General features: G+C 70.3%; 17 protein-coding genes. 6 read left to right on the top strand and 11 right to left on the bottom strand.

The features are described from left to right. Positions 1-3 precede the first annotated feature (3 nt). Entirely contained in the window at positions 4-1,695 is a 1,692-nt protein-coding gene (locus tag INQ43_RS00645) for a tryptophan 7-halogenase (RefSeq protein ID WP_194036782.1), read from the top strand. Here INQ43_RS00645 and INQ43_RS00640 read toward each other — a convergent pair. The 9 genes from INQ43_RS00640 to INQ43_RS00600 form a co-directional block, all read right to left on the bottom strand. Then, positions 1,692-2,177, bottom strand: coding sequence for a hypothetical protein (locus tag INQ43_RS00640; RefSeq protein WP_194034712.1), 486 nt, complete (start codon positions 2,175-2,177; stop codon positions 1,692-1,694). The two genes, INQ43_RS00645 and INQ43_RS00640, sit on opposite strands and share 4 nt — an antisense overlap. Positions 2,178-2,274: 97 nt before the next feature. Continuing rightward, positions 2,275-3,009, bottom strand: coding sequence for a 3-oxoacyl-ACP reductase FabG (gene fabG / locus INQ43_RS00635; protein WP_194036781.1), 735 nt, complete (start codon positions 3,007-3,009; stop codon positions 2,275-2,277). Between the two features lie 66 nt (positions 3,010-3,075). Next, the gene (locus INQ43_RS00630; RefSeq protein ID WP_194036780.1) at positions 3,076-3,537 is read right to left on the bottom strand and encodes a phosphotransferase; all 462 of its coding nucleotides are present in this window, start codon (positions 3,535-3,537) and stop codon (positions 3,076-3,078) included. After that, positions 3,534-5,930 carry an MMPL family transporter gene (locus tag INQ43_RS00625; protein WP_194036779.1) on the bottom strand — a complete coding sequence of 799 codons (2,397 nt, stop codon included), beginning with the start codon at positions 5,928-5,930 and terminating at the stop codon, positions 3,534-3,536. Before INQ43_RS00625 ends, INQ43_RS00630 begins: the two co-directional genes overlap by 4 nt. Continuing rightward, positions 5,927-6,622 carry a LolA-related protein gene (locus tag INQ43_RS00620; protein ID WP_228062560.1) on the bottom strand — a complete coding sequence of 232 codons (696 nt, stop codon included), beginning with the start codon at positions 6,620-6,622 and terminating at the stop codon, positions 5,927-5,929. The genes INQ43_RS00625 and INQ43_RS00620 overlap by 4 nt, the downstream gene beginning before the upstream one ends. Beyond that, the gene (locus tag INQ43_RS00615; protein ID WP_194036778.1) at positions 6,522-7,520 is read right to left on the bottom strand and encodes an acyltransferase; all 999 of its coding nucleotides are present in this window, start codon (positions 7,518-7,520) and stop codon (positions 6,522-6,524) included. Before INQ43_RS00615 ends, INQ43_RS00620 begins: the two co-directional genes overlap by 101 nt. Further along, entirely contained in the window at positions 7,517-7,822 is a 306-nt protein-coding gene (locus tag INQ43_RS00610; RefSeq protein ID WP_194037495.1) for a hypothetical protein, read from the bottom strand. Before INQ43_RS00610 ends, INQ43_RS00615 begins: the two co-directional genes overlap by 4 nt. A gap of 68 nt (positions 7,823-7,890) precedes the next feature. Next, positions 7,891-8,583: a ketosynthase gene (locus INQ43_RS00605; protein ID WP_194036777.1), complete on the bottom strand. Its 693-nt coding sequence runs from the start codon at positions 8,581-8,583 to the stop codon at positions 7,891-7,893. A 21-nt stretch (positions 8,584-8,604) separates the two neighbouring features. After that, a complete protein-coding gene (locus tag INQ43_RS00600) occupies positions 8,605-8,874 on the bottom strand; it encodes a phosphopantetheine-binding protein (RefSeq protein ID WP_193985318.1) in 270 nt (89 codons plus the stop codon). 203 nt (positions 8,875-9,077) lie between these two features. Here INQ43_RS00600 and INQ43_RS00595 point away from each other — a divergent pair, with 203 nt between their 5' ends. The 5 genes from INQ43_RS00595 to INQ43_RS00575 all read left to right on the top strand — a co-directional run bounded on the left by INQ43_RS00595 (position 9,078) and on the right by INQ43_RS00575 (position 12,643). Further along, positions 9,078-10,076 carry a pteridine-dependent deoxygenase gene (locus INQ43_RS00595; protein ID WP_343221391.1) on the top strand — a complete coding sequence of 333 codons (999 nt, stop codon included), beginning with the start codon at positions 9,078-9,080 and terminating at the stop codon, positions 10,074-10,076. A gap of 73 nt (positions 10,077-10,149) precedes the next feature. Next, on the top strand, positions 10,150-10,398 hold the full coding sequence (locus tag INQ43_RS00590) for a hypothetical protein (RefSeq protein ID WP_193985316.1): 249 nt from the start codon (positions 10,150-10,152) through the stop codon (positions 10,396-10,398). 96 nt (positions 10,399-10,494) lie between these two features. Further along, the gene (hemB, locus tag INQ43_RS00585) at positions 10,495-11,490 is read left to right on the top strand and encodes a porphobilinogen synthase (RefSeq protein ID WP_194036776.1); all 996 of its coding nucleotides are present in this window, start codon (positions 10,495-10,497) and stop codon (positions 11,488-11,490) included. 118 nt (positions 11,491-11,608) lie between these two features. Continuing rightward, positions 11,609-12,457 carry a shikimate dehydrogenase gene (aroE, locus tag INQ43_RS00580; RefSeq protein WP_194034704.1) on the top strand — a complete coding sequence of 283 codons (849 nt, stop codon included), beginning with the start codon at positions 11,609-11,611 and terminating at the stop codon, positions 12,455-12,457. A gap of 15 nt (positions 12,458-12,472) precedes the next feature. After that, entirely contained in the window at positions 12,473-12,643 is a 171-nt protein-coding gene (locus INQ43_RS00575; protein ID WP_194034703.1) for a hypothetical protein, read from the top strand. On the opposite strand, the gene INQ43_RS00570 is transcribed toward INQ43_RS00575, so the two are convergent. Together INQ43_RS00570 and INQ43_RS00565 are read right to left on the bottom strand one after the other, a co-directional pair. Beyond that, on the bottom strand, positions 12,640-13,185 hold the full coding sequence (locus INQ43_RS00570; RefSeq protein ID WP_193985308.1) for a gamma carbonic anhydrase family protein: 546 nt from the start codon (positions 13,183-13,185) through the stop codon (positions 12,640-12,642). The genes INQ43_RS00575 and INQ43_RS00570 overlap by 4 nt on opposite strands. A gap of 56 nt (positions 13,186-13,241) precedes the next feature. Beyond that, entirely contained in the window at positions 13,242-14,057 is an 816-nt protein-coding gene (locus INQ43_RS00565) for an OmpA family protein (RefSeq protein ID WP_194036775.1), read from the bottom strand. Position 14,058 lies beyond the last annotated feature (1 nt).

Here is a 14,058-nt window from a genome sequence, read left to right as displayed (position 1 = left end):
CCCATGCCAGACCCGCACGCGAACATCGATGTACTGATCCTCGGCGGCGGACTGGCAGGACTGAGCCTGGCGATCGAGCTGAAGCGGCGCGACCCGGCGATCGCGGTCACCGTGCTGGAGCGCAACACGCACCCGGCGCCGGAGGCAGCGTTCAAGGTCGGCGAGTCGACCGTCGAGATCGGCGCGCACTACTTCAGCACCGTGCTCGGCCTGCGCGAGCACCTCGACAGCCGCCAGGTCCGCAAGTTCGGTTTCCGCTTCTTCTTCAGCGACGGGCGCGAGGATGTGGACGCGACCACCGAGGTCGGCGTGCGCGAGGCGCTGCCGATGATGTCCTGGCAACTCGATCGCGGGCGCTTCGAGAATTTCCTCGGCGAGCACGCGGCCTCGCTGGGGGTCGACTTCCGGCACGGCTGCAAGATCCTGGGCGTGGAGCTGGCGAAACCCGATAGCGACGACGCGCATCAGGTCCGCCACACGCAGGACGGTGTGGAGTCGGTGTCCACCGCCCGCTGGGTGGTCGACGCCAGCGGCCGCGCCGCCCTGCTCAAGCGCAAGCTCGGCCTGGCCAAGACCCACCCGCACGATGCCAACGCGGCGTGGTGGCGGGTGGAAGGGCGTCTGGACCCTGGCAGCTGGTCATCCGATCACGACTGGATGCAGCGCTGCCAGCCGCCCGAGCGCTGGCGCTCGACCAACCACCTGTGCGGCCCCGGCTACTGGTTCTGGATGATTCCGCTGGCGTCGGACGTGCACTCGCTGGGCATCGTCTGCGACGCGCAGATGCACCCGCTGGACACCATCAACAGCCACGACAAGGCAATGGCCTGGCTGCGCGAGCACCAGCCTCGGGTTGCCCAGGCACTCGACGCGCCGGAGCACGCGGTGCGCGACTTCCGCTTCCTGCGCCATTTCAGCCACGACTGCGAGCAGGTGTTCTCGGCCGATCGCTGGGCGATCACCGGCGAGGCGGGGCTGTTCCTGGATCCGTTCTACTCGCCGGGCAGCGACTTCATCGCGATCAGCAACGGCTACATCTGCGAGCTGATCGAAAAGGACCGCGCCGCCGCGCGCATCGGCGCCCATGCCGAGCTCTACCAGCAGCTGCTGTTCTCCTTCTTCGACAACACCATGAGCCTGTACCAGGACCAGTACCCGCTGTTCGGCGATGCGCTGGTGATGCCGCTCAAGGTGGTCTGGGACTACACGTATTACTGGTCGGTGCTGGCGCCGCTGTACACCGCGGGCAGGATCGCCGACCTGTCCCTGCTGGGCCGGCTGCGCAAGCCGCTGGAGCGCGCGACCGCGCTCAACAAGACGATGCAGCCGCTGCTGCGCGCGTGGGGTCAGGCCAATGCCGCCGCCGGCTATGTCCCGCCGGACGGGCGCGAGCTGGACCAGTCGGCGATCGGCTGGTTCCGCGATCTAAACGGGGCGTTGCTGGACAGTCCGGATGACGCGGAACTGTACGAGCGGATCGGCGCCAACGTCACGCGCATGGAAGTGCTCGCCGCTGAAATGACGGGGCAGGCCATCCGCCAGCACCCGACTTTGGCCGCGATCAGCCCCGCGGATTTCACCGTCGCCGATGGCACGATCGGCCTGCTGCCGCCGGTCTGGTACGGCCTGGCCGACGACCTGGCGGTCGCCGGCGAGGTGGCGTCACCGACACCCGGCGCGGCGCTTGCGACCTAGTTGCGCGGCCGCTGGCTGCCTGGCGTCACCGTCGGTCGATACTGCATCGGCGGCGGATCGAAGACGTAGATCGCGATACCGGCAGCGTGGGTGGGCGACGGGGTGACGTTGACACCGATGCCCCCGCCGACCGAGCTGCGCCGGCCGAAACTGCTGCTGCCCACGCCGATACCGACGTTGCTGCCGCCGTAACCCTGCGCGGCGCCCTGGAACAGCACGCCGTTGGCACCGACCTGGGCGGCGGACGCGCGCAGCTTGCCCATGACCTCGTTGGTCTTGTTCTGCTCGCCGTAGGTCAGTGCGCCGCTGGCCGTGCTCAGCATCGCGATTTCCTCGTAGCGGCCCGGCGGCGGGGTGTAATAGATGCGTACCTGCTCGGGCGCCACGGCCGGCCGGGCGGGACCGAGCATCGTTCGCGACGTGGTCGCGCAACCACTGGCCGCGACGGCCAGACAGACGATCAATGCGGTCTTGACGTGCACGATGGCATTCCTCCTGCGATACGGCCCGGACCGTCCGGAACCGGTGTTCAGCGCTGCGATTATGTCGCCGGCAGCCGGCACGCGGGGTGAAGCCGGCTCAGCCCATGCCGCCGTTGATGCCGATCACCTGCCCGTTGATGTAGCCCGCCGCGTCCGAGCACAGGAATCCCACCAGCGCGGCGACCTCGTCCGGACGCCCCGCACGGCCTGCCGGGACCATCTGCTTGAGCATGTCGGCGGGGAAGGCGTCGGCGGCCATGCGTCCCTCGATCACGCCCGGCGCGACCACGTTGACGCTGATGCCGCGACTGGCCATCTCCCGGGCCAGCGACTTGCTGGCGCCGTGCAGGGCCGACTTCGCCGCCGCGTAGTTGACCTGGCCGCGGTTGCCCAGCACCGCGGCGACCGAGGACACGCTGACGATGCGTCCCCAGCGCCCGCGCGCCATCGGCAGCAGCAGCGGCTGGGTGACGTTGAAGAAGCCGTGCACGGAGACATCGATCACACGCCGCCACTGCTCCTCGCTCATCCCGGCCATCGGGCCGTCCTCATGGATGCCGGCGTTGTTTACGAGCACCGCGATCGGGCCGTCCACCAGAAGGCCTTCGAGCGCAGCGCGGGTCGCCGCGCCATCGACGACGTCGAACGCGACCGCCTGCGCGCTGCCGCCTTCGTGATGGATTGCGGCCACCACCTGCTCGGCGCGGGCCAGGTTGGCGTTGGCGTGGACGATCACGTGCATGCCGTCGGTGGCGAGGCGGGCGCAGATCGCGCCACCGATGTCGCCGCTGCCGCCGGTCACCAGCGCGCGCCGGGGAATGGATGAACTCATGGCGTACCTCCTGTAGCGGGCGATTGTCGCCGATCGCGCCGGCGCGGGCGCGGGCGCGGGGTCGGGCTAGTCGGCCTGCGTGGCCGGCGCGGGCATCACCGCCGCGCGACCCTCGGCCAGCAGTGCGCCGGCGTGCAGGACGCGGAATTCGTATTGCCAGCCATTGTCGCCGTCGATCAGCAGCCGTGCCTCGCCTTCCAGGGCGCCGGGCAGGTCGTCGATGCGGGCCACATGCAACGCCACCCCGCGCAGGGCCACCAGCAGCCCCGGCCGGGCGACGCCGCCGGCACGGCTGGCGCGCAGGCCGCCGTGCACCCCCATCGCCTGCGCCCCGTATTCGCACAGGTGCACCGCGCGCAGCCGCTCACCGCTGCGCAGCGGGTGCGCGGGATCGCGGTGGCGCTCGGCGCTCAGCCGGATGCTGGCATCGTCCCACTCCAGTACCCGGTCCCACAGACTCATGGAGCCGGCGTGCGGGATCAGGCTGGCAATGGCTTGGGCATCGATGGCCTGGAGGTCCGCGCTCATTGGAGCAGCTCCGCGCCACCGTGTTCGGCAATCGGCCCCGGCGTCGCGCCTTCGCCGGACTCCGCGGCCGGCTGACGCACGATCAGCAGCGCCAGCACGAAGTTGAAGACAACCCCCAAGGCCACGGTGCTGCCGATTGCCTGCAGCACCGGGATGCTGGAAGTGGCCAGCAGCGCGAACACCAGCAGCGTCGCCAGGCTGCAGACGATGATCGCGTGCAGGGCGCGCAGCTGGCCCTCGCGGCTGTCGCCGGCGTGGTCGAAAAACAGGCCGTAGTCCAGCCCCAGGCCGCAGGCCAGGATCAGCGCAACGAGATGGAACAGGTTCAGCTCGACGCCGAAACCGCGCAGCACCGCCAGCAGCACGATGATCGCCAGCGCCATCGGCGCGAGCACCCGCAGGGTGCGGCGCACGTCGCGCAGGGCCACCCAGATCGTCGCCACCAGCAGCACCGCCGCCAGCGCGAGTGCCCACAGCAGGCGCGTGCGGTACTCGGCCACCAGCGACTCGGAGGCGTCCTTGAGGTCGAGCAACTGCGCTCCGTGCGGCGCCAGCAAAGACGCCACGGCGACCGGATCCTCCAGCCCGCTGAGCGCGACCAGCGCGGTGGCGTGCGAGTCGCTGCGCAACAGCAGGCCGTCAACACGCGCCGCCAGCGGCGTGCCCGCAAGGTCTGCCGCGGTCAGTGGCGGCGCAGCCCGCGCGGCCGCGACATCGCTCAGGAACGGGGCGAACACATCGCTACGGAACGGACTTTCGGCCACCGCCGCATCCAGTGCCGCCTGCAAGGTCGGCGCATCCGGCAAACGCGCCTGGCGCGCGCGCTGGGTGGCCGCGCTGGGCAGGTAGCGCGAGGCGAGGTCGAACGCCTTCAGCAGCCCCTCCGATTGCATCTGCACAAGCACCGGCTGCAGCGCTTCGGACGCCTGCAGCGCGGCCTCGGCGTCGGCGCCCTGGATGACCATCAGGTAGCGCACGTCCGGCGCGCCCAGCTCGGCGCGCAACTGGCCGTCCTGCACCAGCAGGTGCTCCGGCACCGGGGTCAGGCGGGACAGGTCGTTCTGCCAGAACGGCCCGGGCACGAACCAGATCACTGCCAGGCCGGCCGCGCCCAGCAGGGCGCCGGTGGTCACGCCCATCCGCGGCCAGCGCGAAAAATGGCCCCACACCTTGGCCATCGCCGAGGAGGACGCCGCGTCGTAGGGTTTGCCGCCGTTCTCGGTGGTGTCGATCAGGCCCGGCAACAGGTAGCGCGTGGTCAGCGCGGCAACGCCCAGGCCGGCGATGGTGAACACCGCGAGCTGCTTCAAACCGTCCACGCCGGAGATCAGGAAGGTCAGGTAGGCGATGCAGGTCGCGACCACGCCGGTGCCCAGCGTCGGCCACAGCGCGCGCGCGTTGTCCCACGGCGACAGCCCCGGGCGCTGGTGGCTGATCAGGTGGATCGGGTAGTCCTGCGCCACCCCGATCAGGGTGAAGCCGAAGGCCACGGTGATGCCGTGGATACCGTCAAACCCGAGCGCAACGGCGGCCATGCCGGCCAAACCGCCGCTGGCCAGCGGCAGCGCCGCCAGCAGCGGAACCCGCCAGCTGCGGTAGGCGATCAGCAGCAGCAGGGAGAAGATGACGCCGTCCAGGCTGCCGATGAAACTGGCCTCGCGCTGGGTGCGTCCGCCGACCTCGACCGCGAACGCGCCCGGACCGCTGACCAGCAATTGCGAGCTGCTGTCGCCGCGGGCCGCGTCGAACGCCGCATGCAGTTTCGCCAGCGCCGCCTCCTGGCCGCCGGGATCGAAGCCGGCCGCGGTGGTCTGCACCGCGAGCAGGGCGCGCCTGCCCTCGCGGTCGAACCACACCCCGTGCAGTTGCTGCGGCGCCGTGGCGGGCTGCCAGGTGTCGGCCAGCGCCAGCACCTCCAGGGTCGGATCGGCCGGCAGCAGCGGCTCGACCAGCGCGGCCATCGGCGAGCCCAGGTCCTGCAGCCGCGCCTCCAGCTGATCCGACAGGTAGGCGGCGTCCAGCGGCTGGTGATCCAGCGTGGTGGAGAGCAGGTAGCGGTACGGACGCAGCGCTTCGGGTATCGACTCCAGGCCGGCCACCCCGCCGTTGGCGGCGAGGCTGAAGGCCGGATCGCCGGCCAGCGCGGTGACCATCGCCGCCGACTGCCGGGCCAGCACCTCGGGCCGGTCGCCGGAGATCGCCAGTAGCAGCAGACGCGAGCCGGGGCCCTCGCCGAGTTCGTCGATCAGCAGCTTCTGCGCCGGCGTGCGCGCCTCGGGCATGAACTTGCGCAGGTCGCCGGTGAGCTGCAGCTGCTGGCTGATCCACCAGCCGCCCACCAGCAACAGCGCCAGCCACACCAGGGCCAGCGAGAGGCGCCGACGCGGACTCATCGGGAGGCGACGCCCTGATGGCAAAGGCGGGCCAGGCCGTCGGCATCGACCACGGCCGGCGCGGCCTCGGCGGCGCTGGCCAGCAGGGTGCGCTGCGGCTTGGGCTCATCGACCATGCGGGTCTCGATGCAGCGCAGCTCGGCGTCCTGGCCGTACAGGGTGATGGCCTGCAGGCGGCGCGCGAGCTCCGCCGCGGTCGGGGTCAACTCCAGGCTCCACTGCTGGCGGGTGCCTTCACTGCGCAGGCGGTACAGCGCTTCCAGCGCCGCGCGATCGCCCGACAGCAGGGCACCGAAACTGTCCTGCAGGCCGGCGAGCTCAGGGGCCCGAGCCAGCGAGAACGTCCGCGGCGCACGGCCGGCGCGCTCGATGGTCGCCTGCCCGGCGTGGATGGTGGTGGTCTCCACGTAGGGGTCGCGCACCGCGCGCACCAGCACGCCGTCCTGCGGGCGGCGGTACTCGCCGCTCAGGCGCAGCGCGTTTTTCAGCATCCGCGACTCGCGCACTTCCACGAACGGGGTGGCCATCGGCGCCGGCTGGGCCAGCTTGCCGAGGATCCAGCCCGGGCTGGCCGCTTCGCCGGACGCTGGCTCAGCCGCGCTCGCCCCCAGCGCGCTCGCCAGCAACAGCGGTGCCGCCAGCCAACGCAGGTCCAGCCGGGTCAGGCGCGCGAGCCAGGTCGATCGCTTCATCTTCGGGTTGCCAGAAGTCATAGAAATTGAACCAGTTGTAAGGGGCGTTGCGGGCATGGTGCTGCAAGCGGTCGGCGTAACGCTGAATGATTCCCTGCAGGGCCTGCTGGCGCTGCCGGCGCTCGATGCGGATGCACCGGTCGAACATCTCGAACAGCAGATCGTAGCGGCGACCGCCGCGGTACAGGCCAAAACCCAGCAGCACCGGCACTTTCAGCACGCTGGCCACCAGCCAGGGCGCGGTGGGGAAGTGTGCGACCCCGCCCAGGAAATTCGCCGGGCACGACGGTTTACCGGGCTGGACCCGGTCGACCAGCATCGCCACCAGCGCGCCGGCGTCGGTCGCGTCCTTGATCGCCAGCAGCAGCGAAGGGCCGTCCTGGCCGGCGTCGATCACGGTCTTTGCAACGCCCGGATTCAGCGCATCCAGCAATTGGGTCAACGCCGGATTGTGGCCGACGTCCAGCACCACCCGAAGCTGCACCTGCGGGCGCTCGGTGGCGAGCATCCTCAGCACCTCGAAACTGCCCAGGTGGGAGCCGAACATCAGCACGCCCTGGCCGCGGTCGACCTGCTCCAGCAGCTTCTCCACGCCTTCCACGCGCAGGTCGAAGCGCGGGAGCTGGCCACCCAGCAGGAACACGCGGTCCAGGATGGTCGCGGAAAACACGTGCACGTGGCGGAACACGTCGCGCCACCGCGCCGGCCGCCCCAGTACGCGGCTGAGGTAAGCGCGCGAGGCCCGGCGTTCCGGACCGCGGGCGAGCACGTAGTACGCGGTGATCGGCCAGAGCAGCAACCGGGTCGGCCCGCGCCCGACCACTTCGGCGATCGTGCGTATCAATCCGAACGCAAACTGGCTGCCGCCCTCGGGCCGTTCAACCCAGCTGTCGCTCACGAAGGCGACCCCGCGGCCACTTCGCCGCTGGCCAGCAGGCTGTCGCCGCGGAGGATGCGGAAGCGCCAGCGCAGCGGTGCCGCTTCGCCCAGCAGCTCCAGCTCGATCGACGCGGTCTGCTCCGGCAGCAGCGGGTGCAGGAACTTGACCTGCGGCAGGCGCAGCGGCGCGCCGGCCACTTCCGGGTGCAGGGACTCGATCAACTCCAGTACGCGGTCCAGGATCACCACGCCGGGCACCACCGGGCGGCCGGGGAAGTGGCCCGGCAGGCTGGGATGGTCGGCGGCGATCAGGAACGGCACGGGGACCACGGGGGTTTTCACGCTGCGGCTTGCGGACCGGCAAGGATAAGCCAGCACGATGAACCGCGTCAGCGGAACATGTCCCGCCAGAAACCCGGCCCCAGTTGGCCCATGCGGCGCAGGAAGTCGACGAAGTTGCGATACGGCGGATCCGGGAACCAGCGCTTGCGCAGCAGGTACTCACCGATAAAGAAGACCGCCAGGATGCCGTAGTCGAGCAGGTTGGCGAACCACGACCAGGCCTGCTGGCTCACGCTGATGAGCGGCGGGTAGCCCAGCCGGGCCAGCACGCCATCGGGCACCGCGATCACCGCCAGTGCGCTGTCCGCCAGCGCCAGCACGGCCAGCAGCACCGCCCAGGCCAGGGTCAGCCGCGTCGTGTAACGCAGCAGGCGCGGCTCCAGTGCATCAGGCGGGCAACCTTCCATCGCCGCCGCGATCCGCGTGATCACCGGCACGCGCCCAGCGCGCAGGCTGCGGCCGAAGAACCAGGAGATCAGCGCGGCGAACAACGCCGGCGGACCCAACAGCAGCACCACCGGCACATCGCTGCCGCGCATCGCCCACAGGCCGGCGCAGGCCAGCGCCAGCAGCAACCAGGCCCAGCTGCGGGCGCGCAGCAGCGGCTCCAGCAGCACGACCAGGACCAGATCGAACAGCGCCACGATCGCCAGGGCGTTGTTGGCATCCACGCTGGCGCGATGGGCCAGCAGCGGGTAGGCCGCCGCGAGCACGACCCGCAGCAGCACGATGCCCATCATCTGCGCTGGCGCGGCAGTGCGTCAGCTGGCCTTGTTCTGCTCCACATGCGCCGACAGCGAGCGCAGGGACGCGAACACCCGGCGGTTGTCCTCGTTGTCGGAGCGCAGCTGGAACCCGTGTTCCTTGCTGATCGCCAGCGCCAGCTCGAGCGCGTCGATCGAATCCAGGCCCAGGCCTTCGCCGAACAGGGGCGCTTCGGGATCGATCTCGGCGGGCACCACGTCTTCCAGGTTGAGACTGTCGACCAGCAGTTGGGCCAGGGCGGCCTCGGCGGGGCTTTGTGCGGACATCGAAGGACTTCCATTGGATGGGATCGGGCAACGATCCGGCATGCCGCCGCCGGGCGCAACCACGCAGCCCTCGCAAGGGCTCCGGTTATCATGGCCGGCATGAACTTTTTTGCACCCCATCCGCTCTTTCCGGCCGCGCTGACGTGTGGCCGGATTACCACGAGCCGCTTGCTTGCCTTCCCCGGCCCGCGGCACACCGCGGCATGACGGGCATCGCCCTGACCGCCCCTGCCGCCGCTGGCCTGGACATCAGCTACAGCAACGACCCGCTGGATTCCGTGCTGGCCGATGCCCATGTATTGGCGGTATTCGGCTTTGGCGACGCCGCGCCGTCCAGTGACGATCCGCGCTACCTGCGGGTCAACCTGCAGCCGCACGGACCGGCCCCGCTGGAGGTCTGGCGCAGCGACGGCCCCGTCAGCCGTGGCCGCACCGACGGCGTGGCCTGGGCCGAAGACCGTCATCTCCAGTTCGGCGCCTTGCAGCTGGACGAGCCGGACGGCGAGGACATCGGCGCGGCCGCGAGCGACGCCTACCAGCGCCTGCTCGCCTTCACCGCCGGGTGCGGCTACCCGCACCTGCTGCGGATCTGGAACTATCTGGACGCGATCACCGATGGCGACGGCGACGAGGAGCGCTACCGGCGTTTCTGCATCGGCCGCGCCGCCGGCCTGGGCGACTACGAGCCGGGCCGGTTGCCGGCCGCGACCGCCATCGGACGCCTTGACGGCCGCCGCCAGCTGCAGATCTATTGGCTCGCGTCCAAGACGCCAGGGCGGCCGCTGGAGAATCCGCGCCAGATCAGCGCCTGGCGCTACCCACGCCAGTACGGCCCGCAACCGCCCAGTTTCGCGCGGGCGATGCTTCCAGCCAGCGCGGCGATGCCGTTGTTGCTCTCGGGCACGGCGGCCATCGTCGGCCACCGTTCGCTGCACGCCGACTCGGTAGCCACCCAGCTGGACGAGACGCTGGCCAATTTCGCCAGCCTGATCGGCGCCGCGCGCGAGCACCGGCCCGGCTTGCCGGAGGGCTTCGGTGCCGGTTCGCGGCTGAAGGTGTACGTGCGCGACGCCGCCGAGCTCGACCACGTCAGCCGGTTGCTGGACCGGCGCCTGGACCCGGCGGTGGCGCGGATCCTCCTGCACGCGCAGGTCTGCCGCGGCGAGCTGGCCCTGGAGATCGACGGCTCGCATGACCTATGAGGCTCGACCGGAGCACCCGGCCGGGTGATATTGGCGGCATCGCGGCCACCGGCCGCCCGAAGGAGACACGAAGATGGGACTGATCAGCCTGCTGTGGGGCATCGTGGCGATGATCTGGATGGTGATCGCGCTGATCCCGTTGCTGGGATGGGGCAACTGGTTCCTGATCCCGTTCGCCGCCGTCGGCGCGATCGTCGCGGCCATTGGCATCATGCTGACCCGGGCGGAAAGCCGCGGCCGGGCCAAGGCCGGCTTGATCCTCAACGGCATCGTGATCGCGGTGGCGGTGTTCCGCCTCAGCATCGGCGGCGGCATCATCTGATCCGCGGCACGCGGCGGCCCGCACGTTCCTGAGCGCCCGTTCAGGAGCGCTCTTCCGGAACAGCCCGGCGCGACCGGCCGTCGTAGAATGGGCGGCATGAGCAGCTATCCCTACGTGCGTCCGCGGCGGATGCGCCGCGATGAATTCTCCCGTCGCCTGATGCGCGAGACGGTCCTCACCAGCAACGACCTGATCTATCCGGTCTTCGTGCACGAGCTGGAGGGCCGCGAGGCGATCCCGTCCATGCCCGGTGTGGAGCGTTTGTCGATCGATGAACTGCTGCGTGTCGCCGAGCAGGCCAGCGAGTTGCGGATCCCCGCGCTCGCGCTGTTCCCGGTCACCGCGCCGGAGGCGAAGTCGCTCGACGCGGCCGCCGCCTGGGACGAGGACGGTCTGTGCCAGCGCGCGGTGCGTGCGCTCAAGCGGCGCTTCCCGGACCTCGGTGTGATCACCGACGTGGCGCTTGACCCCTACACCAGCCACGGCCAGGACGGCCTGCTGGATGACTACGGCTACGTCATCAACGACCTCACCGTGGAGGCGCTGGTCAAGCAGGCGCTGTCGCATGCGGCCGCCGGCGTGGACATCGTCGCCCCCAGCGACATGATGGACGGCCGCATCGGCGAGATCCGCGGCGCGCTGGAGGTCGAGGGCTACCTGCACACCCGCATCCTGGCCTACAGCGCCAAGTACGCCAGCGCGTTCTATGGCCCCTTCCGCGACGCGGTCGGCAGCGCCAGCGCGCTGGGCAAGGCCGACAAGAAGACCTACCAGATGGACCCGGCCAACACCGACGAGGCCCTGCACGAGGTCAGCCTGGACCTGGCCGAGGGCGCCGACATGGTGATGGTCAAGCCCGGCATGCCGTACCTGGACATCGTGCGGCGGGTGAAGGAGGAGTTCGGCGTGCCGACCTTCGCCTACCAGGTCAGCGGCGAGTACGCGATGCTGAAAGCGGCGATCCTCAATGGCTGGCTGGATGAGCGCGCCTGCGTGCTGGAAGCGCTGACCAGCATCAAGCGCGCCGGCGCCGATGGCGTGCTGACCTACTTCGCGCTGGATGCCGCGCGCTGGCTGCGCGAGCAGGACTGAGCGCGGTCACCCGGGGCGTCGCTGACTCCCCGTAGACTGGGCGGCAGAAGGGGCCCGCCACCGCACGTCACGCCGCTGCCTGCCCCGGCCACCAATCCACTGTCCAAGCGAGGTCCCCATGTCCACTCCCCGATTCGCCCTGATCGGCCACCCTGTCGCGCATTCGCTGTCGCCGCGGATCCACGCCGCGTTCGCGCGCCAGACCGGGATCGCGATGGACTACGGCCTGATCGACGCGACCGCCGAGGAATTCGACGACGCGCTGGCCGGGTTCGCGGCCGCCGGCGGAAAGGGCGCCAACGTGACCCTGCCGCACAAGGCGCGTGCCGCCGCGGCCTGCGAGAGCCTGAGCGACCGCGCGCGCCGCTGCGGCGTGGTCAATACCCTGACCCGCACCGCCACCGGCTGGGCCGGCGACAACACCGACGGCCTCGGGCTGGTGCGTGACCTCACCGATCGCCATGGCCAGGACCTGCGCGGCCGCCGGGTGCTGCTGATCGGTGCCGGCGGGGTCGCCCACGGGGTCGCCCCGGCGTTGCTGGATGCGGGTATTGCGGGCCTGATGATCGTCAACCGCACCGACAGCCGGACCGACGCGCTGGCCGACCTGCTGGGCGATCCTGCGCGGGTGCATCCGCGCAACTTCGCCGACCTGCACACCCAGGGCGTGTTCGACCTGATCATCAACGCCACCTCGATCGGCCACGCGGCCGACGGGGGCGAGCTGCCGCTGCCGCAGTCGCTGATCGCGCCGCGCGGCGACGTGGTCGACCTGGGCTACGGCGAGGCCTCGATCGGCTTTTTGGCCTGGGCGCGCGCCGGCGGCGCCGACCAGATGATGGACGGCCTGGGGATGCTGGTGGAACAGGCCGCCGAGAGCTTCAAGGTCTGGCACGGCGTTCGCCCGAGCACCGACGAGATCTACGCCGAGCTGCGCGCCGAGAGCGGCGCGACGACCGTCGCATAAGAGGCTGCACGAACCGTGGACCCGATCCTGAAAAGCGGTTTGATCATCACCCTGGTCGGTCTGGTGATGCTGATCGTCGGTTTCACCCGGCGCGAATCGGGCTCCGGACCGGTGATGATGTGGGCAGGCGTGACCACCATGATCGGCGTGGTGGTGTTCTATATCCTGCGTAACCTGGGAATCTAGGCGCTGGCGGCCATCTGCAGGTAGGCATCCTTCAGCTGCACGTAGTGCTGCGCGCTGTGGCGCAGCTGTTCCAGCTCGCGCTCCGACAGTTTGCGCACGAAGCGCGCCGGACTACCGAGCCACAGCTCGCCCTCGCCCACGGTCTTGCCCGGCGCCACCACCGCGCCGGCACCGACAAAGCCGAAGCGCGAGACCGTCGCGCCGTCCAGCACCACCGCGCCCATGCCGACCAGGCAGAACTCCTCCAGCCGGCACGCGTGGATCACGGCAGAGTGGCCAACGGTCACGTCGTTGGCGATCACGGTGGGAAACCCGCCCGGTCGCGTAAACGGGCCTTCGTGGGTGACGTGGATGATCGCGCCGTCCTGGATGTTGGTGCGCGCGCCGATGTGGATCGAGTTGACGTCGCCGCGGACCACGCAACCGGGCCAGATGGAGACGTCGTCTTCCAGGACGACGTTGCCGATCACCGTGGCGGCCGGGTCGACGTAGACGCGCGCGCCGAGCCGGGGAGTGTGTTCCAGAAAGGGTCGAATGCTCATCGCACCAGTCTAGTGCGCCGGCGGACAATGGCCAGCCGTTTGGCGCTGGCGTCCGGCTACATCACCCGGAATTCGATCCGGCGGTTGCGGGCGCGGCCGTCATCGCTGTCGTTGTCGGCCACCGGCCGGTCGGGTCCGAAACCCTGCACGCTGAGGTTGTCGGCGCTGACGCCACGCTGCTCCAGGTAGGCCTTCACCGCGATCGCCCGCTGCAGACTCAGGGCGATGTTGGACTCGCGCGAGCCGACGCTGTCGGTGTGGCCGATCACCTGGACCTGCTGTTGGCCGACACTCTCCAGCGCCACCGCCATCTCGTCCAGGATCGCGCGACCACCGTCGGTCAGCGTCGCGCTGCCACTCTTGAACTCGATGATGCGGTCGGCCAGGGTCTGGTCCAGCAGGTCCTGCTTGCTGCCACCGCCGCCGACCAGCGAGTTCTTCAGCACGTAGCTTGGACCCGCGCCCGTCGCTATCGCGCTGGCGACCTGTTGCCGCGCCGCCTCGTTGCCGACCTGACCGCTGATGCGCACGCTGTTGCCGTCGATGGCCAGCTCGCCGCCGGACACTTGCTTGAGGTCCGGACCGAGCATGCCCAGCACGCGGTCGCTCCAGTTGGGCGGGGCGATCACCGCGTCCACGTCGATCCGGTCGACCACCCGGTTGGCGCCGTAGAGCTCGCGCAGCCGCTGCAGGATCGCCGCCCGGGTCGCCTCGTCGGGCACGGTGCCGGCGGCGACCACCGGCTTCTCCGCCGCGGTGCCGCTTGGACCTCCGGTCTGCGCGAACGCTGCCGCCGGCGAAAGCAGCAGGCCGATAGCCAGCAGCCAAGAGGTGAGCGGGCCGGTCGCCGCCAGAACAGGGTGTGTACGCATG

This window comes from Lysobacter sp. H23M47 (assembly GCF_015209765.1).
Classification (GTDB): Bacteria; Pseudomonadota; Gammaproteobacteria; order Xanthomonadales; family Xanthomonadaceae; genus Novilysobacter; species Novilysobacter avium.
The sequence above is the reverse complement of the archived record's forward strand: the minus strand, read 5'-3'. Positions and strand labels throughout refer to the sequence as shown.

Coding starts and splice junctions, on each gene's coding strand:
- INQ43_RS00645 (WP_194036782.1), top strand. CDS start 4: ATGCCAGACCCGCACGCGAACATCGATGTACTGATCCTCGGCGGCGGA.
- fabG (WP_194036781.1), bottom strand. CDS start 3,009: ATGAGTTCATCCATTCCCCGGCGCGCGCTGGTGACCGGCGGCAGCGGC.
- INQ43_RS00630 (WP_194036780.1), bottom strand. CDS start 3,537: ATGAGCGCGGACCTCCAGGCCATCGATGCCCAAGCCATTGCCAGCCTG.
- INQ43_RS00625 (WP_194036779.1), bottom strand. CDS start 5,930: ATGAGTCCGCGTCGGCGCCTCTCGCTGGCCCTGGTGTGGCTGGCGCTG.
- INQ43_RS00620 (WP_228062560.1), bottom strand. CDS start 6,622: ATGAAGCGATCGACCTGGCTCGCGCGCCTGACCCGGCTGGACCTGCGT.
- INQ43_RS00605 (WP_194036777.1), bottom strand. CDS start 8,583: ATGATGGGCATCGTGCTGCTGCGGGTCGTGCTCGCGGCGGCCTACCCG.
- INQ43_RS00600 (WP_193985318.1), bottom strand. CDS start 8,874: ATGTCCGCACAAAGCCCCGCCGAGGCCGCCCTGGCCCAACTGCTGGTC.
- INQ43_RS00595 (WP_343221391.1), top strand. CDS start 9,078: ATGACGGGCATCGCCCTGACCGCCCCTGCCGCCGCTGGCCTGGACATC.
- INQ43_RS00590 (WP_193985316.1), top strand. CDS start 10,150: ATGGGACTGATCAGCCTGCTGTGGGGCATCGTGGCGATGATCTGGATG.
- hemB (WP_194036776.1), top strand. CDS start 10,495: ATGAGCAGCTATCCCTACGTGCGTCCGCGGCGGATGCGCCGCGATGAA.
- aroE (WP_194034704.1), top strand. CDS start 11,609: ATGTCCACTCCCCGATTCGCCCTGATCGGCCACCCTGTCGCGCATTCG.
- INQ43_RS00570 (WP_193985308.1), bottom strand. CDS start 13,185: ATGAGCATTCGACCCTTTCTGGAACACACTCCCCGGCTCGGCGCGCGC.
- INQ43_RS00565 (WP_194036775.1), bottom strand. CDS start 14,057: ATGCGTACACACCCTGTTCTGGCGGCGACCGGCCCGCTCACCTCTTGG.